The sequence below is a fragment of the Caulobacter sp. Root343 genome (assembly GCF_001425745.1).
Lineage (GTDB): Bacteria > Pseudomonadota > Alphaproteobacteria > Caulobacterales > Caulobacteraceae > Caulobacter.
Map to the genome: position 1 here is coordinate 889,187 of NZ_LMDF01000006.1, position 26,013 is coordinate 915,199.

Sequence of the window (26,013 nt, forward strand, 5' to 3'; positions counted from 1 at the left end):
CCCGTCGCTAGTCATGGCGCTGTTGGCGAAGGACCGCTTCGCTGCTGGCCAAGGCGTGAAGAAATCTAAAGCGCTCGTCCGACCCCTTCTTGTGTTTCGCCAGCGCGGCTGCCTGGTCAGGGGTGAGGGCGAACCTGACGTAGCCCTTCTCGGACAGGCAGGTCCTCACGTGTTCTTCGAGAAAGGCCTGCAAGGATTTCACCCTTGGCTCCGGCCGGCTTTTCGCGCCGTTCAGCGCATAGTCGCGGGCGAGTTTCTGCGACGGATCTTCCTGAGACAGGGACGGCGGCAAGGACCTGCCGATATCGATGTCGGTATCTTGACGGCTCAGCCCCAGCATCACCGCATCGAACTCGCTCCGGCCTTTCATCGAGGTCGCGGCGCCACGCTTTCCACACGTGATCGAATCTTGCCTGTAGTCGTCGAACGAGACGCCAGGCTTGCCCCAAGACACGATCGGCGCACGTTCCGCGCCAGCGATGCCTGGAAGGCTGAAAAGGGCGATCGCGATCGCCAGGCGGATGGTTCCGTTACGCATAGCCACACGCTTCTGAATTGGAAGACGGCGAGCGGGAGAATACGTCGGTCCGCCGTCGCGAAGACGTTTAGCTGTAGCGCTTTAATCGTTTAGCGCGAAACCGCCGCGGCCATTCTCTGTTTCAAGGCATGAAAAAAGGCCGGGAGGCTGCCCTCCCGGCCTTCGTCTTTTCGATTTCGACGGATCCTAGAACGTCTTCTTCACGGACACATAGAACTGACGCGGTGGGGCGGTCAGCACCGTCTGGGCCGTGCCGGTCGGATCGCTGTTGACGAAGCCGCCCGAGCCAATGGTCGAGATGTAGTCCTTGTCCGTCAGGTTGGTGACGTTGGCCTGGATCTGCAGGCCCTTGCCCCAGCCCTCGTCGCCGAAGCGATAGCCCAGGGTCAGGTCGGCGATCGTGGTCGAGGGGGCCTGGCCGCCGACGTTCTCGTAGGTGTAGTAGCGCTTGTCGGTATAGGCCACGCCCAGCTTGCCGAAGAAGCCGGCCTGCTCGAACGACAGCTCGCCCTTGAAGATGTTCTTGGGCGTGTTGACGACGGTCTTGCCCTTGGTGCGGACCGTGACCTTGCCCGCGCCGTCGACCACGTCGTCCTCGTACTTGGAGTCGTTGTAGGTGTAGGCGCCGTACAGGCTCCAGGCGTCGGTCAGGCGGTAGGTCCCGGCCAGCTCCACGCCCTTGGTCTCGACCGAGCCGACGTTCGACAGCACGGCGGGCAGGCCAAGGATCGGGGCGGCGGTGTTGGCGGCCAGCAGGCGGTTGTCGAAGGCCACGTGATAGACCGCGGCCACGCCCTGGAAGCGCTCGTTGCGATAGCGCGCGCCCAGTTCGAAGGTCTTCGAGCTCTCCGGCTTCAGGGTCTTGGCGACATAGTCGACGACGGCTTGGCTCTGCGAGCCGAACGGACCGGCGGTGGCGGCCGAGACGAAGGCGCCGAGGTTCTCGGTATAACCGCCGAACGCCTCGATGTCGGGGCTGAGCTTCCAGACGAAGCCGGCCTGCGGCAGGAAGTTATCCTTGCTCTCGATCTGGCCGGCCAGTGGGTTGCCGACCACGGTCTTGACGCTGTTGGTCACCTTGATGGCCTTGAAGCCGAAATTGACCTTGAAGGCGTCGCTGATCGTCCACTCGTCTTCCAGGTGGCCGGTCGTGGTCTTGGTCTCGAACGCGTACTGCCACTGGGTGAAGAACGGGTTCTCCTGGAAGTCCAGCGGATCGCGCGACGGGGCCGCGGCGGTCTCGGCGTAGAAGCGGCGGGCCTGGTTGAAGTGATTGATCTCGTGCCAGAAGCCGCCGCTGAAGCGGTGCGAGCCCAGCTCGACGGCCAGGTCGGCGATTAGGCCGCCGCGGTCGATGTCGTATTCGGTGGTGCGGATCGACAGCGGGGCGGCGGCCGAGCCGGCCGTGCCGAAGCCGGGGCTAGCCAAGTACGGCGTGTACCACAGGCCCTGGCCCTTGTTCTTGTGCTCGTAGGCGGTGGCGTTGAACGTCACGTGCTCGGTGACGTCCAGCTTCAGCGCCGCGCCGTAAAGGTCGTCGTCCCGCACGCCGGCCCCGGCGTAGTAGGCGTCGTCCACCGTGGCGAACGGGGCGGGCAGGGCGGTCCCGGTCTGGTAGGCGCGGGCGGCGGCCACGGCCAGGCCCCAGTTCGGCTGGGTGTTGTCCCAGTCGCGGCCCAGGCGCTTGATCATCTCGAACGACAGGTCCTGGTAGTCCTGCTCGCGGCGTTCCGAGCGGTGGTAGAAGCCGGTCAGGTCGCCGCGCTCGCCTAGCGGCATCACGACCTTGGCGTCGTACTGGCGCTGCTTCTGGTCGCCGCCGCCCTTCCACTTGTCGGTCTTCTGGTCGGCGATCGAGATGTAGCCGCGCAGGCCGCCCAGTTGCTCGATGGCGCCGGTTTCGAAGCGGCCGAACACGCGGTGCATGTTGTCCGAGCCGCCGGTGACGTCGATCTCGCCGCCCATCGTCTGCTGCGGATCGCGCGAGAAGAACTGCAGCGTGCCGCCCAGGTTCGAGGTCGAGGCGGTGCCGAGGGCGCCCGCGCCCTGGGCCAGCTCGACGCGGCCGATGTTCTCGCTGGCGACGGCGCGGCTGATGTGCAGGCCGTTGTGGTTGCCGTAGCTCATGTCGCCCAACGGCACGCCGTCCAGGGTGAAGCCCAGCTGGTTCTGGTTGAAGCCCCGGATCGAGATGCGGGTCGACCACTCGTAGGCGCCGAACGCGTCGGCCGACTGGAAGGTGACGCCCGGCAGCTTGTCGATTGCCTTCAGGGCGCTGGTCCCGGCCGCTTCCAGGCCGATGGCGTCGTCCTTGACCGTCTGGACCTGGCGGCTCTGGCCCTGGCCGATGATGACGACGGCGTCGACTTCAGAGCCGACTTCGGGGGCGTTGTCGGCGGGCGCGGCGGCCGGAGCCGGAGCGGGCGCGGCGTCGGCGGCCAAGGCGTGGCCGGCGGTCATGATCAGGAGCGCGCCGGCGGCGGCGCCCAGCATCAGGTGGTTCTTCATGTTTCTTGATTCCCCATGCCGACGCGGGGAGGCGTCGGCCTGGGATGCTGGGCTAACAGCGGCCGACGACGGCGCGGCGACGGTTCCGTGTCGACTGTCCGACACTCGCGCGACGACTTGATGACGGCGTCGCGCGGCGGAACTACCGGCCACGATTGCGCAAACCGCCCCCGACCGCTATTTCAGCGCCCAATCCCCGAAACTCCGTCCCAGCGAGATCGCGAGCCTCATGGCGCAGCAATATATTTTCCAGATGCAGGGCCTGACCAAGGCCTATCCCGGCGGCAAGAAGGTCTTCGAGAACATCTGGCTGTCGTTCTATTCCGACGCCAAGATCGGCGTGGTCGGCGTCAACGGCTCGGGTAAGTCGACGCTGCTGAAGGTCATGGCCGGCCTGGACAAGGAATTTTCCGGCGAGGCCAAGGCCGCCGACGGCATCAAGCGCGGCTATCTCCCGCAGGAGCCGGTGCTGGACCCGGCCCTGGACGTCTGGGGCAACGTCATCGCCGACTGCGAAGACAAGCAGATCTTCGACAAGTACAACGCCCTCGCGGCCCAGCTCGGTGAGGAATACACCGACGAGCTGATGGAGGAGATGACCAAGCTCCAGGAGATCATCGACGCCCGCGACCTGTGGGACATCGACTCCAAGGTCGAGATGGCCATCAACGCTCTGCGCTGCCCGCCCAACGACGCCAGCATCGCCGACCTGTCGGGCGGTGAGAAGCGCCGCATCGCCCTGGCCCGCCTGCTGCTCAGCAAGCCCGACATGCTGCTGCTGGACGAACCGACCAACCACCTGGACGCCGAGTCGGTGGCCTGGCTGCAGCATCACCTGGAAGAGTTCCCGGGCTGCGTCATCCTGGTGACCCACGATCGCTACTTCCTGGATCAGGTCACCAAGTGGACCCTGGAACTCGACCGCGGCAAGGGCGTGCCCTACGAGGGCAACTACTCGGGCTGGCTGGAGCAGAAGCAGAAGCGCGTCGTCCAGGAGCAGTCGGAGTCCGAATCCCGCCAGCGCGCCCTGACCCGCGAACTGGAATGGGTCCGCAGCTCGCCCAAGGCCCGTCAGTCCAAGTCGAAGGCCCGCCTGGCGTCGTACGACGAGATGGTCGCCGCGCAGGAGAACGCCCGCGCCGCCCAGACCCATGCCCACATCCAGATCCCGCCCGGCCCGCGCCTGGGCAGCCTGGTGCTCGAGGTCAACGGCCTGGAAAAGGAATATGGCGACAAGGTGCTGTTCAAGGACCTGTCGTTCCGCCTGCCGCCGAACGGCATCGTCGGCGTCATCGGCCCGAACGGCGCCGGCAAGTCCACGCTGTTCAAGCTGATCACCGGCCGCGAGCAGCCCGACCAGGGCACGGTCAAGGTCGGCGAGACCGTCAAGCTGTCGTTCGTCGACCAGTCGCGCGACGCCCTCGACCCGAACAAGACCATCTGGGAAGAGATCAGCGGCGGCACCGACGTGATGATCGTCGGCAAGCGCGAGATCAACAGCCGCGCCTATGTCGGCAGCTTCAACTTCAAGGGCGGCGACCAGCAGAAGAAGGTCGGCCTGCTGTCGGGCGGTGAGCGCAACCGCGTCCACCTGGCCAAGACCCTGGCCACCGGCGGCAACCTGCTGCTGCTCGACGAACCGACCAACGACCTGGACATCGAAACCTTGCAGGCTCTGGAAGAGGCCCTGGAAGAGTTCGCCGGCTGCGCCGTGGTCATCAGCCACGATCGCTGGTTCCTGGACCGCCTGGCGACCCACATCCTGGCCTTCGAGGGCGACAGCCACGTCGAATGGTTCGAAGGCAACTTCGAGATGTACGAGGAAGACAAGAAGCGCCGCCTGGGCGCCGACAGCCTTATCCCCAAGCGCATCAAGTTCCAGAAGTTCGCGCGGTAAATCGGCGACGACTTCACAGCTGAGATGTTTTCGGCCCGCGCACCCTCAGGTGCGCGGTCCTTTCTTTGCTTGATCTAAGATTGCAAGGCCCGAGGCCCAATGATAGCGCGGAAAGGGGGCGCTGATTGTAGGGCGTCGGGGGATCACCAAAGTGGCCAGCATATCGGGAACCAGCGCGAGCGAGACCCTGACCGGGACGCCGGAGAACGACACGATCTACGGTAACGGGGGCAACGACACGCTCCTGGGGAACGAGGGCAACGACACGCTCATCGGCGCCGATGGGAACGATCGGCTGGAAGGCGGCGACGGCAACGACTGGCTCTCCGGCTACGGCGGCGTCGACACGCTGATCGGCGGCGCGGGAGCCGACACCCTGTACGGTGGTTCCGGGCGCGATACGCTGGACGGCGGCGCCGGCGCCGATACGATCTTTCTCGAGTTCGATCAGGCCGTCGACACCCTGACCGGCGGCGGCGGGGCTGACCTCTTCCAGAGCTCCATCTCTTCGTTCATCACCGGGAACACGATCGACACGCGCGACGTGATCACCGATTTCTCGGTCGCCGACGGGGACCGGATTTCTTTCGGGATGACCGACGGACGGTTGCCGGGCTTCAACGAATATCTTCTCTGGTATGGCGCGATCACGACGCCCGGATTCAGCCTAGTCAGAGGCGCGGAACTGCCCGACCCGCCTGAGCGCGGTTTCGTCTCGGTCTCGACCTGGACTGGCGGCGGCTCAACCTATGTGATCGTTGACACCAACAGCGACGGCCGTCTCGGCGACGGCGACGCGGTGATCGAACTCCAGGGGGCGCCGGTCTTGTCGGCCAGCGCATTCGCCCCCGGGGCCTTCACCGTGCTTGGGGGGACGACCGGAGCGGACACGTGGACCGGCGGCGCGGGGGCGGAAACCTACTACGGCTTCACCGGCGACGATCTGATCAACGGCCAGGACGGGGCGGACCAACTCCATGGCGGCGACGGCGCCGATACGATTGATGGCGGCGCTGGCGACGACGCGCTGTATGGCGGCATGGGCGCGGACACGCTCTATGGCGGCGCGGGCAACGACACGCTCTATGGCGGCCTTTCGCCCATGCAGGGCGATAGCGACACGCCCGGTGCGCTGAACAAACTCTATGGCGGTGACGGGAACGACACGCTCTATTCAAGCACCGGCAAGGACATCCTCGACGGGGGCGCCGGGAACGATCTGCTGATGTCGGGCGTGGGGCAGGACAACCCCGGGGACATGTTCTACGGCGGCGACGGAGACGACGAACTCCGTGGCTTCAACACCATGATGGATGGCGGGACCGGGGCCGACAAGATCTGGCTGAACGCCGCAAATACGATCACGGGCGGGGCCGGGGCCGACATCTTCTATGGCGGTTTCTACGATTTCTTCCAATGGAGCAAGAGCAGCTACAGCACCGTCACCGACTTCAACACCGCCGAGGGCGATCGTATTGATCTGGGCGCTTTGCCACCCTCGGAGGGTGTCAACTACGTCTTCCGGGGCGCGGTAACCGCCTCGAATTTTTCTGTCGCGCTAGGTCAGCACTATTCGGCCACCGACTCGGGCGGCAGTTTCATGCAGGCCTGGACCTGGTTCAGCGGGGGCGCGTCCTATCTGTTCATCGACTTCGACCGTGACGGGCAGGTTTCGGCCCAGGACATGGTTGTGAAGTTCGCGAACGGCGCCAACATAACGCCCGGCAGCTTCAGACTCGACTATTTCAAAGGCGCGATGGGCGGCGACGGTGCTGACCTGTTCACGGGCGGCGTAGGGGACGACGTCTACTACGGCGGCGGCGGCGACGACAAAATTCGCGGCGGCGACGGCGCCGACGTGCTGTCCGGCGATACAGGGGCCGACCAGATCTGGGGCGACGCCGGAAACGACCGGCTCTATGGCGGGGACGGCGCGGACATCCTCGACGGCGGGGCCGGCGACGACCGCATCGCGGGCGGACCGGGCGGCGACATCATCCATGGCGGCGACGGAAGCGACGCGATCTTCGCGATCGATTTTCAGGCGGCCGATAGCACCGTCGATGTCGACATCCTCTATGGCGACGCAGGCAACGACTACATCGCCGGGGGGCTGTCACCGCATGGCGAAGTCCATGGCGGCGATGGGAACGACTCGATCAGCGGCGCCGGGCAGCTGTTCGGCGATGCGGGTTCAGACTGGATAGAGAGCCTGGGCGGCGTGGTCCACGGCGGAGACGGCGACGACACGATCCAGTGCCGTGGCTGGGAAAGCGCGTCGACGCTGTACGGTGACGCCGGATACGACAAGATCTACGGTAGCGTGCAGGCCGACCTGATCTACGTCGAACTCGGAGACGCCTCCGCCAACGGCGGTGATGGAAACGACCAAATCTTCATCGACGGGCTGAGGCCCGGCGAGACGGCGCGCCTCGCCGACGTCGCGGGCGGCGAAGGCGACGACATCATCGTCATCCAGAGCGCCCTTGGAAACACCACCGCAGTCTCACTCCATGGCGACCTCGGTTATGACCTGCTGGACTTGAGTCGCGTCAAGACGGGTGTGACCGTCGACCTGAGCAAGGATACCGCCCAGGAAACAGGAGTGGGGCGCTTCGTGCTCCAGGGGTTCGAGGTCGTCCTGGGCGGCGACTACGGCGCGGTGTTGATAGGTGACGGCGCCTCCAATCGTCTGAACGGGGGCGCGGCGTTCGACCGGCTGAGCGGCGGAAAAGGCGGCGACGTCCTGACCGGCGGGGGAGGAGACGACGCTCTGGACGGCGGGGAGGGGCTCGATACGGGCGTCTATTCAGCTTCCGCCTCGTCGTACAGCCTGATCCGATCGGCCGACGGGTCCTGGACGGTCTGGGATCTCCGCGCCGACGCTCCCGACGGACAGGACACTCTGAAAAGCGTCGAAGTCCTGCGGTTTTCGGACGACGTCATTTCTCTGACCCAGATCGTGATCAACGCGCTGCTGCGAGGCGGCCAAGCCGCGAGTGCGGCCGATCTCGACGCCAAAATTGTTTCCGGCGTGTCGACATTGGACGGGGCGATTTCCGAGATCATCAAGGCCGCCGGCGGGAGCACCTCCGTAGCGACCCTGGCCTACGAGTTCTTCACGGGCAAAGTTCCAGGGCAGGGCGGCATTGACTATCTGGTCTCGCCGACCGGACCGAACGCCAACAACCTCAACAGCGCCTACTACCAAAGCTTCAACTACGAGAACCGCTACATCAACTTCGCGGTCAATCTGGGCAAGGTTGGCGAGGGCAAGGAGGCGTTCGCGGCCAAGTACGGAAGCTTGAGCCTCTTCGACGCCACGCGCGAGGCCTACAAGACAATCTTCGGCGCGGCTCCGACCGACGCCAAGATCCACGCCATGATCGACAGCCGGGCGGACTATCTCGCCGCGTACGGCGGCGACGGGACAAGCGGGATCGGGACCAAGGCGGCCATGGTCGGCTGGCTTCTGGCCGAGGCGCAGAAGGCCGACCTCGGCGTCATGGCGCGAGCCAACGACGCCTGGCTGACGGACTTGGCCGACGGCTCGGCGCCGTTCGCGATCGACATCCTCGATCCGGCCAAGGGCTACTACAAGGCCGACTTCATCTTCGGCGGCGGCTGAGCGACCGGAACGGCGGCGGCGTCGCCGTCCCGGATCGTCGGGCTTATTTGGGTTCCGTCGGCGGGGTCACCGGCGGCGTGGCCGGCGCGCCGGGCGTCGACTGGTTCGACAGGTTCGGCTCGCCGGGTTGCGGCGCGGCGTCCGTCGGCGGCGTCGTCGGCATGCTGGGCGGCGCGGCCGAGGGCGCGGGGTTCACCGAAGTGTCGGTCGACGTCGTCGAGCTCGACGACGTGTTCGACATGGTGTCGCCAGTGGTCGTTCCCGTGGTGGTTCCCATCGAGGTGGTCGCCGAGGTGTCGGTCGACGCGCCGGTCGAGGCCGAGCCGGACCACCAGTCCTTGCTGGCCCGCGCCTTGGGCGAGGCCTTCATATAGGCGTTCAGCTGCGAGTAGGGGATCGGCTCCTTGGGACCGATCGCGGCGCGGCCCTTGGATTGAGCCACGGCCGAGCCGCCCGCGAGCAGCATTGAGAGCGCCGCGCCAGCGGCGAGGGTCTTCATAAGCATCGAAAATCTCCAAGCCTGGAGCGCCGTAGTGGCGCTGTGGTTAACAACCCGCGCCGCGACCGCAGGTTCACAGCTTGACCGATAAGGAACTTCGCCGCCGCGCGGCGGTTTGTGGTCGAGGCGTTCGCCGACCGCCGTCACTAGACCGTGATGGCGTAACGGCTGGSGGCGCGCCGCTACGCTGCTTAGCTTTTGATCGGCGCTCCGAGAGGAGTAGCCTGGTCACGCAAGAGACGATTGTCCCGCCGACCAAGGTCGGCTCGCCTGGAGGACACGCATGCCGCAACAAACCGCAGTCGACAAACCGCACGTCCTGCTGTCGCACGAGATGCTCCTGCCGCTGCAGCCGCTGCTGGAGGGCGCCTACGAGGTGCATCGGCTGTGGGACTACCCGGACCGAATGGCCTTCTTCGAAGGGCCGGGCCGGCGCGTGCGAGCCATCGTCCATGCCGGCGAGATGGGCCTGTCCCGCGACATGCTCTCGGAGATGCCGCAGCTGGGTCTGATCGCCTGCGTCAGCGTCGGCTATGACGGGGTCGACGTGCCCTGGTGCAAGGCCCACGGCATCGCCGTCACCCACTCGACGGGCCTCAACGCCGCGGACGTCGCCGACCACGCGGTGGGCCTGGTCCTTTCCGCCTGGCGCGGCATCGTCGAGGGCGACAAGCGCCTGCGCACGGGTCACTGGACCCACGCCGAGCGCATGTCGCCGCGCCACGGCCTGCGGGGCCGCAAGGCGGGGATCGTCGGCCTCGGCTATATCGGCGAGGCGGTGGCCAGCCGACTGAAGGCGTTCGAGATGAAGATCGCCTGGTGGGGGCCGCGTCCCAAGGACAGCGACTATCCGCGCGCCGACAGCCTGATGGCCCTGGCCCGCGACAGCGACGTGCTGGTGGTCTGCGCCCGGCCCGACGCCGGCAACCGCCACCTGATCAGCAAGCCCGTCATCGAGGCGCTCGGGCCGCAGGGTTTGATCGTCAATGTCGCCCGCGGCTCGCTGATCGACGAGGACGCCCTGATCGAGGCGCTGAAGGCCGGGACCCTGGGCATGGCCGCCCTCGACGTCTTCGACCACGAGCCGACCTCGCCGGCGCGCTGGGCCGACGTGCCGCACACGGTGCTGACCCCGCACACGGCCGGGGCGACGCTGGACAGCATCCCGGCCATGGTCAACCTGACCCTGGAGAACCTGCGCCGCTACTTCCACGGCGAGCCGCTGGCCACGCCGGTGGCGGCCTAGGGCGGAAACGGCGCGGCGAACGGCTCCGGCGCCAGCCGCAGGCCGTTCGCCAGCAGGCTGACGGTCCGATAGAAGCCGGCCAGCATCATCAGCTCGATCCGCGCCTCTTCGGAGAAGGCCTCGGCGAGGCGCGCCCACAGGGCGTCGTCGAGGTCGGCGCGCGCATGGACCGCGTCGCAGAAGGCGATCAGCAACGCCTCGCGCGGGCCCCAGCAGGCGGCGATCCCGGGCGCGGTCGTAGCCGCCAGCTGCTCGGCGTCGAGCCCGGCGGCGTCGGCGAAGATCGCCGCGTGCACCCCCCACTCATAGCCGCAGCCGTTCAGGGCGCAGGTGCGGTGGATGACGATCTCGCGCTCGCGCAGGCTCAGGCAGCCAGGATCCAGCAGGCCGCCGCCGGTGAAGCGGGCGAACAGCCGCGCGTCGCGGGCCAGGGTGCGAAACAGCGACAGCGGCTGATCGCCGGGAGTCCTCAGCTGCTCCAGCGTGCGGGCGACGGCGGGCGGGTAGGGCGGTTGAGCGGGGGCGATCCTGGGCGACATTGGCGATCCTCTATGCTACAAATTTTGTATCATGAATGATCACGACGACGCTACAGAAATTGAAGCGCCCGTTCCGGGGCGAGCCGTGCGCGGTTCGACGAGCGGCCAGCCGATCATGGCGGCGCTGGACCTGCTGGGCCGGCGGGGCGCGCTGCGGATCGTCTGGGAGCTGCGCGAGGGGCGGGTCCTGACCTTCCGCGCCCTGCAGGCGGCGGCCGAGCTGCCGCCGGGCACGCTGAACACGCGCCTTTCCGAACTGCGCGCCGCCGACATCGTGGCGGCCGAGGGCGGCTATCGGCTGAGCCCGCGCGGAGCTCAGCTGATCCAGGCTCTATGGCCGCTGATGGCCTGGTCGCAGGCCTGGGCCGACGATCTTCAGGCCAAGGACGCGCGGTAGGCCGCCACGGCGGCGTCGTAGGGACCCAATACGCGCACCTCCAGATCGGTGTCGCAGTACTCGACCACCTCGGCGATCTTGCCGTCGCGGAAGCGGAAGATGAAGCAGTACTCGTTGTCGTACCACTGGCCGTTCTTGGTCATGACGCTGCCGCGCACCTCGGCGACGACCTGGTCGCCCTCGGCGATCAGGTTGATGGCGCGGGCGGTGTAGGTGTCGGCGAACAGGTTGAACAGCGGGGCCAGCAGGTCGCGGCGAATGCTGTCCTGGCCCTCGAAGCGGCGCGACCAGTCCGAATGGCCGGGAAAGCGCCAGACATAGTCCGGATGCACGCTCTCGCCGAAGACGCCGCGATCACCCGTCTCCAGGGCGGCGTAGATGCGGCGGATGGTTTCCTTGTTTTCGGCGGCGCTCATCGGGTTCTCCTTTGAACGTCAGCATGCCGGCGCGTACGCTATGCAGGAAATGCATAGGACTGATATTCAAGATGCGTGATGCGCATGTCCTGCGCGGCAAGCTCGACATGCTTGTCGCCGCCGACGTCATCCTGGACTGCGAGAACCTGACCCTGGCCGGCCAGCGGCTGGGGCTGTCGCAGCCCGCGGTCAGCCGGACGCTAGGGCGGCTGCGGGCGGCGTTCGACGATCCGCTGCTGGTGCGGGTGGGCGGACGGATGCGGCCGACGCCTCGGGCCGAGGCCCTGCGCGCGCCGCTGGCGGCGATGCTGCGGGCCGCCGAGGACCTCTATGCGCCGGCCGGCTTCGATCCGGCGAGGGCCAGGCGGGCGTTCCGGGCGGTGATCCCCGACGTGGTCGCGGCCGTGATCCTGCCCGAGCTGCTGGCGCGCTTGGCCAAGGCCGCCCCGGCCTGCCGATTGGAGCTGCTGCCCTGGCGGCCACAGGCCGAGCAGCCGCGCGACCTGGACCTGGTGATCACCACCGAGATCGACGCCTTCCCGGACTTCCGGATGAAGCCGCTATATCAGGACGACGACATCCTGGCCTTCGCGGGCGAGGCGCCGTCGGGCGATCCCCTGGCGCTGGAGCACGTGGCGGTGATCGCGGCCGGCGCGAGCCGCGACCCGGTCGATCGCTGGCTGGCCGAGCAGGGACGCTCGCGCCGCATCGTCGCCGTCGTGCCGCACTACCTGCTGGCTCTGCAACTGGTGGCGCGGGGCGGCCACGTCGCCGTGCTGCCGTCGCGGATGGTCGCGGCCTTGGGCGCTCCGCTGGGCGTGCGCGGCCTCGAACTGTCCGTGCCCCAGGATCCCGACCAGCAGTGGCTGATGCACCCGCCGCAGCTGGAGGCCGACGCCGGCAACGCCTGGCTGCGAGAACAGGTGGAAGCCGTCGCCCGCTGAGGGTTAGACTGCCGGGCCAAAGGGGAGACGATGATGGCCAAGGTGCTGGGTCTGGGCGGGGTGTTCTTCAAGGCCGAGGATCCGGCCGCGGTGCGCGACTGGTACGCCCGCGTGCTGGGCTTTGACATCCACGACTGGGGCGGGGCGGTGTTCAAGCCCGTGAAGGGCGGCTCGACCAACTGGTCGGCGTTCGCGGCCGACACGCGTTATTTCGAGCCGTCGACGGCGGCGTTCATGATCAATTTCATTGTCGATGATATCGACGGCTTGCTGGCCAAGGCCGCCGCCGAGGGCGTCGAGCCGGTAGGGCGCCAGGACGAGGACGGCATGGGCCGCTTCGCCTGGCTTTTGGATCCCGCAGGGGTCAAGATTGAGCTCTGGGAGCCGTCCAAGGGCGAACCTGGGGCATAGTTTCCTCTTGCCAAATCGGACATAAAGATATCTTTATGTCCTCATGAAGCTTACCGCCGAACAGGTCGTCGAGGTGCTGCGCGCCGCCGGCGAGTCGACGCGTCTGCGGCTGCTGGCCCTGCTGGCGGCCGAGGAGCTGTCGGTGCTGGAGCTGTGCCGTATCCTCGACCAGAGCCAGCCGCGCGTCTCGCGGCACCTGAAGCTGCTGGCCGAGGCGGGCCTGGTCGAGCGCTTCCCCGACGGGGCCTGGGTGTTCTATCGCCTGGCCGCCAAGTCGCCGGGCCGCTTCCTGGTCGAACAGGCCCTGGACCTGATCGACGACACCGATCCCGTCGTGCGCCTGGACGCCGACAAGCTGGCGACCGTGCGGGCCGAGCGCTCGATGGACGCCCAGGCCTATTTCGCCCGCAACGCCGCGCGCTGGAACGAGATCCGCTCGCTGTATGTCGACGAGGCCGAGGTCGAGGCCGCGATCCTGCGCGCGACCGGCGAGGGGCCGTTCGACGAGTTGGTCGACCTGGGCGCGGGCGCGGGCCGCATGCTGACCCTGCTGGGCAAGCGGGCCAGCAACGCCCTGGGCCTGGACCTGTCGCAGCAGATGCTGAACATCGCCCGCGACGAGGTGACCAAGGCCGGCCTGGCCCAGTGCGAGCTGCGCCACGGCGACATCTTCCGCACCGGCCTGCCGGGCGGCTGCGCCGACCTGGTGACCGTGCATCAGGTGCTGCACTATCTGTCCGATCCCGCCAACGCCGTGGCCGAGGCCGCGCGTCTTGTGACACCAGGCGGCCTGCTGCTGATCGCCGACTTCGCCCCGCACGACCACGAGTTCCTGCGCGAGGTGCACCAGCACCGCCGCCTGGGCTTCGACGACGTCGAGATCGTCACCTGGATCCAGGCCGCGGGCCTGGCGCTGGAAAGCAATATCGCCCTGCCGCCGGCCACGGCCGAGGGCTTGACCGTCAAGATCTGGACGGCGCGCCGTTCGGGTCAAGTCACCGCCGCGAGGAACGCCGCATGACCCTTCCGCCCACCCATCGCGTGATCGGCCCCGTCGCCCGCGCCGGCGAGCGCGGCCAGAGCCAGGCCGGCGGCCGTCCGCGCGTGTCGTTCGAGTTCTTCCCGCCCAAGACGCCGCAGATGGAAGAGAACCTCTGGCAGGCGATCACCCGCCTGGCCCCGCTGGACCCGGCCTTCGTCTCGGTGACCTACGGGGCCGGCGGCTCGACCCGCGAGCGCACCCACCGCACGGTCAAGCGCATCCTGGACGAGACGCGCCTGAAGCCCGCCGCCCACCTGACCTGTGTCGGCGCCAGCCGCGATGAGGTGGACGAGGTTATTCGCGAATACTGGGAAACCGGTGTCCGCCACATCGTCTCGCTGCGCGGCGACCCGCCTCCGGGCGAAGGCGGCATCGGCGGGGTCTATGTGCCGCGCGCCGACGGCTACGCCAACGCCACCGAGCTTACCCGCGCCGTGCGCGGCGTCGCGCCGTTCGAGGTGCTGGTCGGGGTCTATCCGGAAAAGCATCCGGAAAGCCCGTCGATCGCCCACGACATCGACGTGCTGCGGCAGAAGGTCGAGGCCGGCGCGACCCTGGGCATCAGCCAGTTCTTCTTCGATCTCGACGCCTTCCTGCGCTACGTCGACAAGGTCCGCGCGGCGGGGATCACCATCCCGATCGTGCCGGGGATCATGCCCGTGACCAACTTCAACGGTCTGAAGAAGATGGCCGCCGCCTGCGGCACGGCCATCCCCTCGTGGCTGGCCAACTTGTTCGACGGCCTGGAGGACGACGCCGAGACCCGTCGCCTCATTGCCTGCTCGGTCGCCGCCGAGATGTGCGCCAAGCTGCAGGAGCAGGGCTTCGAGGACTTCCACTTCTACACCTTGAACCGGGCCGACCTGGTCTACGCCATATGCCGCGTGCTGGGCGTGCGCGAGACCGTGCCGGCGACGGCGGAGGCGGCGGCATGAAGCGCGTCCTGATCTCCCTGGCCTTCGCCCTCGCGGCGATCGCTCCCGCCGCGGCCCACGCCGACGACAACAGCAACTGGGTCAAGCCGATCAAGCCGTATCGCGTGGTCGGCAACATCTACTATGTCGGCTCCGAGGGCCTGTCGGCCTGGCTGATCACCTCGTCGGAGGGCCACGTGCTGCTGGACAGCGGCCCGTCGGCCGACGGCGCCAAGCTGATCGAGCGGAGCATCCAGCAACTGGGCTTCCAGCTGGCCGACGTGAAGATCCTGATCAACACCCACGCCCACTTCGACCACGCCGGCGGCCTGGCCCAGCTGAAGGCCGACACCGGGGCCAAGGTCTGGGCCTCGCGCCTGGACGAGCCCGCCCTGGAGCAGGGCCACCACATCGGCGACAACAGCAACGGCCCGACGCCGTTTCCGGCCGTGAAGGTCGACAAGAGTTTCGGCGACGGCCAGAAGCTGAAGCTGGGCGAAACCGCGCTGGTCGCCCACCTGACGCCGGGCCACACCCTGGGCTGCACCACCTGGACCATGGCGGTGGTCGAGAAGAGCCGGCCGCTGAACGTCACCTTCCCGTGCTCGCTGTCGGTGGCCGGCAACGTGCTGGTCGGCAACAAGGGCCACCGGTCGATCGTCGCCGACTACCGGTCCAGCTTCGTGAAGTTGCGAGCGATCCCGACCGACGTCATGCTGCCGTCGCACGAGGAGCAGGGCGATCTGCTGGCCAAGCGCCAGAAGCTGCTGCGCGGCGATCCGAACGCCTTTATCGACCCCACCGAACTGGCCCGTTTCGTCGACGGCTACGAGACCCGTTTCAACCAGGAGCTCGCCCGCCAGCAGGCCGCGAGCCCGGGAGGCGCCAAGCGATGACCGACCTTTCCATCCGCGCCAATCGCGTCGCCGCCCTGAAGGCGGCCGCCAAGCAGCGTATCCTGATCCTCGACGGCTCCTGGGGCGTGATGTTCCAGAAGAAGGGCCTGTCGGAGGCCGACTACCGGGCCGAGCGGTTCGCCGACTACAAGGGCCAGATGAAGGGCAACAACGACATCCTGTGCCTGACCCGGCCGGACCTCGTCGCCGAACTTCACGACGCCTATTTCGCCGCCGGCGCCGACATTTCCGAAACCAACACCTTCTCGGGCACGACCATCGCCCAAGCCGACTATCACCTGGGCGCGCAGGAGGTCTGGGACATCAATTTCGAGGGCGCTCGCATCGGCCGCTCGGTGGCCGATCGCTGGAACGCCGAAAACCCGGAGCGCCCGAAGTTCATCGCCGGTTCGATCGGGCCGCTGAACGTCATGCTGTCGATGTCGTCGGACGTGAACGACCCCGGCGCGCGCAAGGTGACCTTCGACCAGGTCTACGAGGCCTATCGCCAGCAGGTGGACGCCCTGTACCAGGGCGGGGTCGACCTGTTCCTGATCGAGACGATCACCGACACCCTGAACTGCAAGGCCGCCATCAAGGCCATCCTCGACCTGCGCGACGAGGGTCACGAGGAGCTGCCGATCTGGATCAGCGGCACCATCACCGACCGCTCGGGCCGCACCCTGTCGGGTCAGACGGCCGAGGCGTTCTGGAACAGCGTCAAGCACGCCAAGCCATTCGCGGTCGGCTTCAACTGCGCCCTGGGCGCGGATCTGATGCGCCCGCACATCGCCGAGATGGCTCGCATAGCCGACACCCTGGTCGCGGCCTATCCCAACGCCGGCCTGCCCAACGCCATGGGCCAGTACGACGAGCAGCCGCACGAGACCGGCCACGCCCTGCACGAATGGGCCAAGGACGGCCTCGTCAACATCCTGGGCGGCTGCTGCGGCACCACGCCGGACCACATCCGCCACGTGGCCGACGAGGTTCGCGGCGTGGCGCCGCGCCAGATCCCCGAGCGCCCCAAGGCCATGCGCCTGGCGGGGCTCGAGCCGTTCGAGTTGGCTTAGTGTCCGCGGCGGAGCAGAGCTGGTTCTCGGATTTTGCCGACCAGCTTCAGGCCTTTGCCCAAGGTTTGAGAAGTGATCTCGTCGATTTTGATCGAGACGCTGAGAACGTATGGCTTCGCGTCAAAGCGCCGACGAAACAACATCTGATGCTGACCGTCGCGGCGAGTCCAGGTGATATCGAGTACAGCTTTGGTCCCCTCTGGACGGAAATCGCCAAACCGAACGAATCCGTGGGACGCGAGGTCTTGGCCTGTTGCGATGCGGTCAAGGCAGGTGGGGTACGGCTGGTGCGGTCGCGTTTAACTGGTCTGCGCTTTCACATCTATCGCTTGCGAACACGAGGCGTGAACCGCTTCCAACGGGATAGCGACTACTCGCTTCTTCACTACTTCCGTCAACGTCCTCGCCGCGTTTCGATCGCGCGAGTGCCGCCGCTTCCTACTCTGAATACTGGATACTGAAATGCGCCCCGTCTTCGTCAACATCGGTGAGCGCACCAACGTCACCGGCTCGGCCAAGTTCAAGAAGCTGATCGTCGAGGGGAACTATCCCGAGGCGCTGTCGGTCGCGCGCCAGCAGGTCGAGGCCGGGGCCCAAGTCATCGACGTCAACATGGACGAGGGCCTGCTCGACTCCAAGCAGGCCATGGTCACCTTCCTGAACCTGATGGCCGCCGAGCCCGACATCGCCCGGGTGCCGGTGATGATCGACAGCTCCAAGTGGGAGGTGATCGAGGCGGGCCTGAAGTGCGTCCAGGGCAAGGCGATCGTCAATTCGATCTCGATGAAGGAAGGCGAGGCCAAGTTCATCGAACAGGCCAAGCTGTGCCTGCGCTACGGCGCGGCCGTGGTGGTCATGGCCTTCGACGAGGTCGGCCAAGCCGACACCGCCGCCCGCAAGATCGAGATCTGCGAGAAGGCCTACAATATCCTGGTCGACAAGGTGGGCTTCCCGCCGGAAGACATCATCTTCGACCCCAACATCTTCGCCGTGGCGACGGGAATCGAGGAGCACGACAACTACGCCGTCGACTTCATCGAGGGCACGCGCGAGATCAAGAAGCGCTGCCCCTACGCCCGGATTTCCGGCGGCGTGTCGAACGTCTCGTTCAGCTTCCGCGGCAACGAGCCTGTGCGCCGGGCCATCCACTCGGTGTTCCTGTACCACGCCATCGCGGCGGGCATGGACATGGGCATCGTCAACGCCGGCGACCTGCCGGTCTATGACGCCTTGGACCCCGAGCTGCGCGAGGCCGTCGAGGACGTGATCCTCAACCGCCCGCAGCGGACCAATGTCTCCAACACCGAGCGCCTGGTCGACATGGCCCCGCGCTACAAGGGCGACAAGAGCCAGGTCCAAACGGCCAATCTGGAATGGCGCAAGGGCACGGTGGGCGAGCGCATCACCCACGCCCTGGTCAACGGCATTACCGAGTTCATCAACGAGGACACCGAAGCGGCGCGCCTGTCGGTCGAGCGGCCGCTGCACGTGATCGAAGGCCATCTGATGGACGGCATGAACGTGGTCGGCGACCTGTTCGGCTCGGGCAAGATGTTCCTGCCGCAGGTGGTCAAGTCGGCCCGCGTCATGAAGCAGGCCGTGGCCTGGCTGGAGCCGTTCATGGAGGCCGAGAAGGCCGGCAAGCCTCGGGAACAGGCCGGCCGCATCCTGATGGCCACGGTCAAGGGCGACGTCCACGACATCGGCAAGAACATCGTCGGCGTCGTGCTGCAGTGTAACAATTACGAGGTCATCGACCTGGGCGTCATGGTCCCGGCCGACCGCATCCTCGACGAGGCGCGGAAGCACAACGTCGACATGATCGGCCTATCGGGCCTGATCACCCCGTCGCTGGACGAGATGGTGTTCGTGGCCGCCGAGATGGAGCGCCAGGGCTTCACCATCCCGCTGCTGATCGGCGGCGCCACCACCAGCCGCACCCATACCGCGGTCAAGATCGAACCGGCCTACCACAAGGGCTCGACCACCTATGTGCTGGACGCCAGCCGGGCCGTGGGCGTGGTCTCGGGCCTGTTGTCGGCCAGCGAGCGCGACCGCCTGCAAGCCGAGACGCGGGCCGAATATGTTCGCATCCGCGAGCAGTACGCCCGCGGCCAGACGGCCAAGGCGCGCACCAGCATCGCCGATGCGCGCAAGAAGAAGTTCGCCATCGACTGGGACGGCTACGTCCCGCCCAAGCCGACCTTCATCGGCGCGCGCACCTTCGAGCCGAGCTTGGAGGAACTGGTCCCGTTCATCGACTGGTCGCCGTTCTTCGCCAGCTGGGAGCTGATCGGCCGCTTCCCGCAGATCCTGGAGGACGACGTGGTCGGTCAGGCGGCGACGGACCTCTATCGCGAAGCCCGAGAGATGCTCGACAAGGTCGTGGCCGAGAAGTGGTTCGGGGCCAAGGGCGTGATCGGCTTCTGGCCGGCCCAAGCCCAGGGCGACGACATCGTGCTCTACACGGACGAGACCCGCGCGACCGAGCTGTCGCGCCTCCACACCCTGCGCCAGCAGATGGACAAGGGCGAGGGCAAGACCAACGTCGCGCTGTCGGACTTCGTCGCGCCGGTGGGACAGGGCGCGGACTATGTCGGCGGTTTCGCGGTCACGGCCGGCCATGGCGAGGACGAGATCGTCAAGCGGTTCAAGGACGCCGGCGACGACTACAGCGCCATCATGGCCAGCGCCCTGGCCGACCGCCTGGCCGAGGCCTTTGCCGAGTGGCTGCACTACAAGGCCCGTGTCGAGCTGTGGGGCTACGCGCCCGAAGAGGCGGCCGACACCGACGTGATGATCGCCGAGAAGTACCAGGGCATCCGCCCCGCGCCGGGCTATCCCGCCCAGCCCGACCACACCGAGAAGGGCACGCTGTTCACGCTCCTGGACGCCGAGGCCGCCACCGGGCTGCAGCTGACCGAGAGCTACGCCATGACCCCCGGCGCGGCGGTTTCGGGCCTCTATTTCAGCCATCCGAAGGCGCACTATTTCGGGGTCGGCAAGATCGATACCGACCAGGTCGAGGACTACGCGGCCCGCAAGGGCTGGGACATGGCCACCGCCGAGCGCTGGCTGTCGCCGATCCTCAACTACGACCCGGCGGCGCGCACCCGCGGGGCGGCGGCGTAGATCGGCGGCCCCAAAACCCAAATCGCGGAACGCTGTGCGATAAAATGTCCTCAAGACACGCCGGATAAGGACTTCCGCAACCGTTCCCGTGAAGGATGCAGCCATCTCAGGGGAGTGGGATGGACGGCAGAAACATCGAGCTGAAGATCTTTGGCCTGATCGCCGGCATGGCGGCGGGCATGATTCTGCTCGCCGGTTTCGCCCTGACCATCGCCACCCGTCATGCCGACGCCCGCGAGCGCCAGTACGAGCAGACCCTGGTCGGCAATGGCCTGCGCCAGCGCGCCCAGGAGGTCCAGACCGCCCTCAATCCCTACGTCATCTGGGACGAGGCGATCATCAAGCTGGACAACCAGTTCGACCAGGCCTGGGCCAGCCAGAACATCGGCGCCTCGCTGGGCGGGGCGCCGGGCTACAAGGTCGTCTACGTCCTGGGCGCCGACGACACGCCGATCTACGGCCACTTGAACGGCCAGGATGTCGCTCCCGACACCTACGCCCGCTACGCCGGCCCGACCGCGCCGCTGGTGAGGGCCATCCGCGAGATCGAGGCCAACCCCAAGAAGGTCGCGGCGTTGCGGGCCGTGCACAAAAGCCGCGTCGAGCTGATCGGAAACGAGCCGGTGCTGATCACCGTCTCGCTGGTCCGTCCCGACCTGAAGGCCAAGACGCTTGGCCCGCGCGGGCCGCTGCTGGTGACCGGCATTCCGGTGGCCAACAGCGTGGTGAAGGCCTTCGCCGACCGCTTCCTGCTGCACCAGACCCATATCGCGATCGTCAAGCCGGAGCAGTTGGGGACCAAGGGCGCCCAGGCCGTGCTGGGCCGGGCCGCCGACGGCCGCCGCATCGTCCTGCGCTGGACGCCGCGCCAGCCCGGCGAGGAGCTGCTGAAGTCGGCCACGCCGCTACTGGCCGCCGCGGTGATCGCCGCGGCGCTGGGCTCGTTCCTGCTGTTCCGCATCACCCGACGCGCCGCCAAGAAGCTGCTGCTCAGCGAGGCCGAGGCCAAGCACCTGTCGCTGCACGACCCGCTGACCGGCCTGGCCAACCGCACCCTGTTCACCGACCGCCTGATCCACGCCCACGCCCTGCTGCGCCGCAAGCCCGGCTATCTCAGCGTGCTGTGCATCGACCTCGACCGCTTCAAGGAGGTCAATGACAGCTATGGCCACGACGCCGGCGACCAGCTGATCCGCGAGGTCGCGCGCCGCCTGAAGGCCATCTGCCGCGACACCGACACCATCTGCCGCCTGGGCGGCGACGAGTTCGCCATCATTCAGCCCGACACCAACCCCTCCGGCGCGGCCACCCTGGCCCAGCGCGTGGTCGACGGCCTGTCGGGCGAGGTCGACCTGTCGATCGGCCGCGCCCTGCTGTCGTGCTCGGTCGGCGTCTCCGTGGTCTCCGACGCCGAACAGGGCCAGGCCGAGCTATTGCGCCAGGCCGATGTGGCCCTCTACCGCGCCAAGGAGGCGGGCCGCGGCCGCTACTGCTTCTTCGAGCCCGAAATGGACTCGGCCCTGCGCCTACGGAAGGGCCTGGAGCGCGACCTGCGCACGGCGATCGAGGACGACGCCCTGACGGTCGCCTACCAGCCCCTGACCGACGCGCGCGGCGCCATGGTCGGGGTCGAGGCCCTGGCCCGCTGGGCCCATCCCGAGCGCGGCGACATCTCACCGGCGATCTTCATCCCGCTGGCCGAGTCCTGCGGCTTGATCGGCGCGATCGGCGCGGCCGTGTTCCGCCGCGCTTGCTACGACAGCCTGCGCTGGTCGGGGCTGGAGGTGTCGGTCAACGTCTCGGCCATCCAGCTGTCGAACCCCGGCTTCGTCGACGAGATGGTCGCCACCCTGGCCGAGACCGGCGCCCGCGCCGACGTCTTCATGCTGGAGATCACCGAGACGGCCTTGCTGAAGGACAGCGACGGCGTCCACGAGGCCCTGCGCCGCCTCAAGCGCCTGGGCTTCCGCCTGGCCCTGGACGACTTCGGCACCGGCTATGCCAGCCTGGCCTATCTGCGCCGCCATCCGATCGACAAGCTGAAGATCGACCGCTCGTTCGTCTCCAACCTGCCGAGCAACGACGAGAGCATGGCCGTGGCCAGCGCCATCGTCAGCCTGGCCAAGTCGCTGGGCCTGAAGACCACGGCCGAGGGCGTCGAGACCCAAAGCCAGCTGGACGCCTTGATCAAGCTGGGCTGCTCCGAGTTCCAGGGCTTCCTGCTGGGCCGCCCGATGCCGGCCGACGCGATCGCCGGCGCGCGCGAGCGGGTGCGGATGCGATAGAAAACCGTGCTCCCCCTCTGGGGGAGCTGTCGCGGAGCGACTGAGGGGGCTAGCTGGACATAGGCCGCGCTGTCCCCTCCGGCCCTCCGGGCCACCTCCCCCAGAGGGGGAGGATTGCTAACGATCCAACCCGCCCGCATCCTCCCCTCCAACGACATGAGGGGAGGGGAAACCATGCAACGGTCAGGCGTCAGCCGCCGCGCCTTGGGCGCGCTCGCGCTGGGCGGCGCGGCGATGGGGGTGTCGGGCTGCGAGGGCGGTCAGGACACCGACCTCCGCCCCAAGAGCCGCCAGTTTCCCAAGGACTTCGTCTGGGGGGTGGCCACCGCCGCCTTCCAGACCGAGGGTTCGCAGACCGCCGACGGGCGCGGGCCCAGCGTCTGGGACGTGTTCGAAAAGGTCCCGGGCCATGTCAAGGACAGCTCCGACGCGACCGTGGCCACCGACAGCTACCGCCGCTTCCAAGATGACGTCGACCTGATCGCCGGCGCCGGGCTGGACGCCTACCGCTTCTCGATCAGCTGGCCGCGGGTGCTGCCGAGCGGTGAAGGCGCGGTGAACCCCGCCGGCCTCGACCACTATTCGCGCCTGGTCGACGCCCTGCTGGCCAAGGGCGTGACGCCTTACGCCACCCTGTTCCATTGGGACCTGCCGCAGGGTCTGCAGGACAAGGGCGGCTGGGCCGCGCGCGACACCGCGCAGCGCCTCGCCGACTACGCCCACGCGGTGGTCGAGCGGCTGGGCGACCGGCTCAAGCACTACATCATCCTCAACGAGGCGGCGGTGCACGCCGTGTTCGGCCACGTCCTGGGTGAGCAGGCGCCGGGGCTGAAGGACATCAACCTGCTGGGCAAGGTCGTCCACCACATGAACCTGGGCCAAGGCTTGGCCATGCAGGCGCTGCGGGCAGGGCGGGACGATCTCTCCGTCGGCACGACCATGGCGCTGCAACCCTGCCGGCCGGCGGGCGGGCCGTGGGCGGTTTGGAACCGCCTGGCCTCGGACGGGCTGGACGCGCTGTGGAACCGGGCCTGGCTGGATCCTCTGTTCAAGGGGACCTATCCCAAGGACATGGACGAGCTGCTGAAGGGCGTCGTCCAGGACGGCGATCTGAAGACCGTCAAGCAGCCGGTCGATTTCCTGGGCGTGAACTACTACGCGCCGGCCTATGTGCGGCTGGACCTGAACGCGCCCAGCAAGATCGCGGCGGCCAATCCGCCCAAGGGCGCGGAGCTGGACGCCTTTGGCCGCCACATCGATCCGTCGGGCCTGTTCGAGACCCTGGAGCGCGTGCGGCGCGAGTACGGCGCGCCTAAAATGCTGGTGACCGAGAACGGCTGCTCGGATCCGTTCGGCAAGGGGCCGGCGATCCTGGACGACCAGTTCCGCATCGCCTATCTGCGTCGCCATCTCGAGGCGGTGCTGGCCGCTCGCGAGGCCGGCTGCGAGGTGGGCGGCTATTTCGAGTGGACCCTGATCGACAACTTCGAATGGGACCTGGGTTACACGTCGAAGTTCGGCTTGGTGGCGATGGACCGGGCCACGGGCGTGCGAATGCCGAAGGCGTCGTACGCGTGGTTTTCGCAATTGGCGAAGAGCGGACTGCTGTCGGTGAAGCCATAAAAAGCTGTCATCCCGGCCGTAGCGAAGCGGAGAGCCGGGACCGCAAGAAACGCTGAGCTTCCGGCGGTCCCGGATCGGCGCGCTACGCGCTTGTCCGGGATGACAGCGTTTTGAGAGCCCCTAGTCCGCCTTGCAGAGCAGCACGTCGCGGCCGCCGCGCTTGGCGGGGACCAGGCTGCCGGCGCAGGGGATGGGGTTGACCGGGTCGACGATCACCTCGTTGCCGCCGATCGGGGGCAGCGCCTTGGCGGGGGCTTTAGCGAGGGGCTTGGCCAGCGGCTTGGCGGAGGTGGTCGTCTTTACGGGCGCGGCCTTCGGGGCCGCCGGCTTCGGCGTCGCGACGGGGCGCGGCGCGGGCGTTTCGGACACTGGAATCGGGGCCGAAGACAGTGGCGCGGTCTCGACCGGCTGCGGGGCCGGCGGGGCGGGCTGCTGGGCGGGCTGCGGGGCCGGCGCCGCGGTCGTGGCCGAGACGCTGTTGTAGTTCAGCGCCTTGCCCAGGATCGTCGACTTGGTCTCCAGCGCCTTGGCGCGACGCTCGCAGTCGCCGGGCGGGCTCCAGCTCATCCACATCTGGGCCAGGCGGGCCTTGTCGACGGAATCAGCGCCCTGCCAGATGGCCGAGCCGCGCTTGACCTGGGCGCCGCCATATTCCGAAATCGGACGTGGGCTGGCCTTTTCGGCGGCGGTGATCGCCGACGCGAAGGTCTTGAGGTCCTTCTGGGCCTGGGCCTTCAGTTCGGGATAGGTCTTCAGCGAGGCGGCCACGCCGTCGGGGCCGGGGAAGGCCTTCTCGATTCGCGTCACCTCGGGCATCACGCGATCGTACAGGGAGGCGTAGCCGCCCAGCGCGCCGTAGCACCAGGCGACATAGCCGTACTCGTCGGCCGGCGGCGCATTGGGGCCTTGCGCGGTCGCTTGGGGAGCCGCCGAAGGATCCTGGGCGAGAAGGGCGAGGGCGAGGAGGAGGGCGTTCGCCATGCGGGCGGAGGTCCTTTCGAAAACAGAAGCACGGTAACTAGAGCATTTCGATGCCGATTGGGACCGTTGCGTGGCGGCTCGCCCCGCTTATCCCGATCAAGCGTGGCCATAACGAACGAGCGGCCGATCGGCTCCTTCGTCGCGAGCACGGGCGGTTTCGCCGCATTGCACTAAAGTCATGTGAACGATCATTCTCAATGTGCTAGAAGCGCATCGACGGGGTGATCCGTATCGGCCCGTCGCGCGTATCTCTTTCGTCCGTCGCTGGTATCGAGGCGCTTCATGACTTTTTGGCGCAACATCGCGAGCATCGCCGCCCGGCGTCTGGACCTGGCCGACTGCACGGAATGTCCGGGCGGCCTGCCGGGCGAGGATCCGGCGTTCTCGACCGCGGTGACGGCGCTGGGCGCCAAGCTGGCCAAGGTCGACGGCCGCGCCGACGGCGGCGAGTTCGCCGCCTTCACCGAGGTGTTCCAGCCCCACCCGGCGTCCGAGCCCAACATCCATCGCCTGTACGAACTGGCCCGCCAGACCACCCACGGCTTCGAGAGCTACGCCAAGCGGCTGGCCAAGCGCTATTCCAGCTGCCCGCAACTGCTGGAGGACGTGGTCGACGGCCTGTTCCACATCGCCAAGGCCGACGGCGTGGTGACCCAGGACGAGCTGGACTATCTGGCCCGGGTCTCGGACCTGTTCGGCATGTCGCCGCTGGCCTTCCGCCGGCTGCGCGCCACCCATCTGGGCGTCGGGGCCGATGATCCCTACGCCGTGCTGGAAGTGCTGCCCGACGCCGACGACGCCACTGTCCGCAAGGCCTGGAAGTCGGCCCTGTCCGTCGCCCACCCCGATCGCGCCCGCGCACGGGGCCTGCCGGCCGAATTCATCGAGGTGGCCGAGGCCAAGGCCGCGGCGATCAACGCCGCCTTCTCGACCGTGATGCGCGAGCGCAAGGAACTGGGCTTGGCCGTCGCGGGTTAGCCGAGACAATACGTCTCCCCGTAAGGGGCCGGAAAAGACTTTTCATCCGGGCCCGGCGGGTGTTCA

The 26,013-nt window shown here is 67.6% G+C and carries 21 protein-coding genes; 15 read left to right on the top strand and 6 right to left on the bottom strand.

What is annotated here, in order from left to right; genetic code table 11:
* Positions 1–7 precede the first annotated feature (7 nt).
* A complete protein-coding gene (locus tag ASC70_RS11520) occupies positions 8–538 on the bottom strand; it encodes a hypothetical protein (protein WP_056050154.1) in 531 nt (176 codons plus the stop codon).
* Positions 539–724: 186 nt separating this feature from the next.
* Positions 725–3,046, bottom strand: a complete 2,322-nt coding sequence (locus tag ASC70_RS11525; protein ID WP_056050157.1) for a TonB-dependent receptor — start codon at positions 3,044–3,046, stop codon at positions 725–727.
* Positions 3,047–3,275: 229 nt separating this feature from the next.
* Between ASC70_RS11525 and ettA the strand changes: the two genes are divergently transcribed.
* Both ettA and ASC70_RS11535 read left to right on the top strand, forming a co-directional pair.
* Positions 3,276–4,943: an energy-dependent translational throttle protein EttA gene (ettA, locus tag ASC70_RS11530; protein ID WP_056050159.1), complete on the top strand. Its 1,668-nt coding sequence runs from the start codon at positions 3,276–3,278 to the stop codon at positions 4,941–4,943.
* A 151-nt stretch (positions 4,944–5,094) separates the two neighbouring features.
* Positions 5,095–8,571 carry a calcium-binding protein gene (locus ASC70_RS11535; protein WP_056050161.1) on the top strand — a complete coding sequence of 1,159 codons (3,477 nt, stop codon included), beginning with the start codon at positions 5,095–5,097 and terminating at the stop codon, positions 8,569–8,571.
* Positions 8,572–8,614: 43 nt separating this feature from the next.
* Here ASC70_RS11535 and ASC70_RS24480 read toward each other — a convergent pair whose 3' ends face one another.
* Positions 8,615–9,076 (bottom strand): hypothetical protein, encoded by a 462-nt coding sequence (locus ASC70_RS24480; RefSeq protein WP_082539590.1) that lies wholly within the window; start codon positions 9,074–9,076, stop codon positions 8,615–8,617.
* A gap of 277 nt (positions 9,077–9,353) precedes the next feature.
* On the opposite strand from ASC70_RS24480, the gene ASC70_RS11545 reads away from it, so the two are divergent.
* The gene (locus ASC70_RS11545; RefSeq protein ID WP_056050165.1) at positions 9,354–10,316 is read left to right on the top strand and encodes a 2-hydroxyacid dehydrogenase; all 963 of its coding nucleotides are present in this window, start codon (positions 9,354–9,356) and stop codon (positions 10,314–10,316) included.
* Here ASC70_RS11545 and ASC70_RS25980 read toward each other — a convergent pair.
* The gene (locus tag ASC70_RS25980; RefSeq protein ID WP_056050167.1) at positions 10,313–10,855 is read right to left on the bottom strand and encodes a carboxymuconolactone decarboxylase family protein; all 543 of its coding nucleotides are present in this window, start codon (positions 10,853–10,855) and stop codon (positions 10,313–10,315) included. The genes ASC70_RS11545 and ASC70_RS25980 overlap by 4 nt on opposite strands.
* Positions 10,856–10,940: 85 nt before the next feature.
* Here ASC70_RS25980 and ASC70_RS11555 point away from each other — a divergent pair, with 85 nt between their 5' ends.
* Positions 10,941–11,252 carry a helix-turn-helix domain-containing protein gene (locus tag ASC70_RS11555; RefSeq protein WP_235519345.1) on the top strand — a complete coding sequence of 104 codons (312 nt, stop codon included), beginning with the start codon at positions 10,941–10,943 and terminating at the stop codon, positions 11,250–11,252.
* Here the strand turns inward: ASC70_RS11555 and ASC70_RS11560 are convergent.
* The gene (locus ASC70_RS11560) at positions 11,231–11,668 is read right to left on the bottom strand and encodes a nuclear transport factor 2 family protein (protein WP_056050171.1); all 438 of its coding nucleotides are present in this window, start codon (positions 11,666–11,668) and stop codon (positions 11,231–11,233) included. The two genes, ASC70_RS11555 and ASC70_RS11560, sit on opposite strands and share 22 nt — an antisense overlap.
* 71 nt (positions 11,669–11,739) lie before the next feature.
* Here ASC70_RS11560 and ASC70_RS11565 point away from each other — a divergent pair, with 71 nt between their 5' ends.
* From ASC70_RS11565 to ASC70_RS11605, 10 genes are all read left to right on the top strand, one after another.
* Positions 11,740–12,612 (top strand): LysR family transcriptional regulator, encoded by an 873-nt coding sequence (locus tag ASC70_RS11565; protein ID WP_056050173.1) that lies wholly within the window; start codon positions 11,740–11,742, stop codon positions 12,610–12,612.
* Between the two features lie 33 nt (positions 12,613–12,645).
* Entirely contained in the window at positions 12,646–13,023 is a 378-nt protein-coding gene (locus ASC70_RS11570) for a VOC family protein (protein ID WP_056050175.1), read from the top strand.
* Positions 13,024–13,066: 43 nt separating this feature from the next.
* Positions 13,067–14,044, top strand: a complete 978-nt coding sequence (locus ASC70_RS11575; protein WP_056050176.1) for a metalloregulator ArsR/SmtB family transcription factor — start codon at positions 13,067–13,069, stop codon at positions 14,042–14,044.
* Positions 14,041–15,000, top strand: a complete 960-nt coding sequence (gene metF, locus ASC70_RS11580; protein WP_056050178.1) for a methylenetetrahydrofolate reductase [NAD(P)H] — start codon at positions 14,041–14,043, stop codon at positions 14,998–15,000. Before ASC70_RS11575 ends, metF begins: the two co-directional genes overlap by 4 nt.
* A complete protein-coding gene (gene blaCAU / locus ASC70_RS11585; RefSeq protein WP_056050181.1) occupies positions 14,997–15,875 on the top strand; it encodes a CAU/MBL1b family subclass B3 metallo-beta-lactamase in 879 nt (292 codons plus the stop codon). The genes metF and blaCAU overlap by 4 nt, the downstream gene beginning before the upstream one ends.
* On the top strand, positions 15,872–16,948 hold the full coding sequence (locus tag ASC70_RS11590; RefSeq protein ID WP_056050183.1) for a homocysteine S-methyltransferase family protein: 1,077 nt from the start codon (positions 15,872–15,874) through the stop codon (positions 16,946–16,948). Before blaCAU ends, ASC70_RS11590 begins: the two co-directional genes overlap by 4 nt.
* A complete protein-coding gene (locus ASC70_RS24965) occupies positions 16,948–17,409 on the top strand; it encodes a hypothetical protein (RefSeq protein ID WP_156396186.1) in 462 nt (153 codons plus the stop codon). Before ASC70_RS11590 ends, ASC70_RS24965 begins: the two co-directional genes overlap by 1 nt.
* Complete coding sequence (gene metH / locus ASC70_RS11595) at positions 17,399–20,080, top strand: methionine synthase (RefSeq protein WP_082539589.1); 2,682 nt, start codon at positions 17,399–17,401, stop codon at positions 20,078–20,080. Before ASC70_RS24965 ends, metH begins: the two co-directional genes overlap by 11 nt.
* Before the next feature lie 119 nt (positions 20,081–20,199).
* Positions 20,200–22,365: a bifunctional diguanylate cyclase/phosphodiesterase gene (locus tag ASC70_RS25840; RefSeq protein ID WP_056050186.1), complete on the top strand. Its 2,166-nt coding sequence runs from the start codon at positions 20,200–20,202 to the stop codon at positions 22,363–22,365.
* Positions 22,366–22,539: 174 nt separating this feature from the next.
* Positions 22,540–23,988: a GH1 family beta-glucosidase gene (locus ASC70_RS11605; RefSeq protein WP_056050189.1), complete on the top strand. Its 1,449-nt coding sequence runs from the start codon at positions 22,540–22,542 to the stop codon at positions 23,986–23,988.
* Between the two features lie 120 nt (positions 23,989–24,108).
* Here the strand turns inward: ASC70_RS11605 and ASC70_RS11610 are convergent, their stop codons facing one another.
* Positions 24,109–24,969 (bottom strand): hypothetical protein, encoded by an 861-nt coding sequence (locus ASC70_RS11610; RefSeq protein WP_056050190.1) that lies wholly within the window; start codon positions 24,967–24,969, stop codon positions 24,109–24,111.
* Positions 24,970–25,251: 282 nt separating this feature from the next.
* On the opposite strand from ASC70_RS11610, the gene ASC70_RS11615 reads away from it, so the two are divergent.
* Positions 25,252–25,947, top strand: coding sequence for a DnaJ family molecular chaperone (locus ASC70_RS11615; protein WP_047404837.1), 696 nt, complete (start codon positions 25,252–25,254; stop codon positions 25,945–25,947).
* Positions 25,948–26,013: the final 66 nt, after the last annotated feature.

Coding starts and splice junctions, on each gene's coding strand:
- ASC70_RS24480 (WP_082539590.1), bottom strand. CDS start 9,076: ATGCTTATGAAGACCCTCGCCGCTGGCGCGGCGCTCTCAATGCTGCTC.
- metF (WP_056050178.1), top strand. CDS start 14,041: ATGACCCTTCCGCCCACCCATCGCGTGATCGGCCCCGTCGCCCGCGCC.
- ASC70_RS11610 (WP_056050190.1), bottom strand. CDS start 24,969: ATGGCGAACGCCCTCCTCCTCGCCCTCGCCCTTCTCGCCCAGGATCCT.
- ASC70_RS11570 (WP_056050175.1), top strand. CDS start 12,646: ATGGCCAAGGTGCTGGGTCTGGGCGGGGTGTTCTTCAAGGCCGAGGAT.
- ASC70_RS11560 (WP_056050171.1), bottom strand. CDS start 11,668: ATGAGCGCCGCCGAAAACAAGGAAACCATCCGCCGCATCTACGCCGCC.
- ettA (WP_056050159.1), top strand. CDS start 3,276: ATGGCGCAGCAATATATTTTCCAGATGCAGGGCCTGACCAAGGCCTAT.
- ASC70_RS11520 (WP_056050154.1), bottom strand. CDS start 538: ATGCGTAACGGAACCATCCGCCTGGCGATCGCGATCGCCCTTTTCAGC.
- blaCAU (WP_056050181.1), top strand. CDS start 14,997: ATGAAGCGCGTCCTGATCTCCCTGGCCTTCGCCCTCGCGGCGATCGCT.
- ASC70_RS25980 (WP_056050167.1), bottom strand. CDS start 10,855: ATGTCGCCCAGGATCGCCCCCGCTCAACCGCCCTACCCGCCCGCCGTC.
- ASC70_RS11615 (WP_047404837.1), top strand. CDS start 25,252: ATGACTTTTTGGCGCAACATCGCGAGCATCGCCGCCCGGCGTCTGGAC.
- ASC70_RS11525 (WP_056050157.1), bottom strand. CDS start 3,046: ATGAAGAACCACCTGATGCTGGGCGCCGCCGCCGGCGCGCTCCTGATC.
- ASC70_RS11565 (WP_056050173.1), top strand. CDS start 11,740: ATGCGTGATGCGCATGTCCTGCGCGGCAAGCTCGACATGCTTGTCGCC.
- ASC70_RS11605 (WP_056050189.1), top strand. CDS start 22,540: ATGCAACGGTCAGGCGTCAGCCGCCGCGCCTTGGGCGCGCTCGCGCTG.
- ASC70_RS11575 (WP_056050176.1), top strand. CDS start 13,067: ATGAAGCTTACCGCCGAACAGGTCGTCGAGGTGCTGCGCGCCGCCGGC.
- ASC70_RS11590 (WP_056050183.1), top strand. CDS start 15,872: ATGACCGACCTTTCCATCCGCGCCAATCGCGTCGCCGCCCTGAAGGCG.
- ASC70_RS11545 (WP_056050165.1), top strand. CDS start 9,354: ATGCCGCAACAAACCGCAGTCGACAAACCGCACGTCCTGCTGTCGCAC.
- ASC70_RS25840 (WP_056050186.1), top strand. CDS start 20,200: ATGGACGGCAGAAACATCGAGCTGAAGATCTTTGGCCTGATCGCCGGC.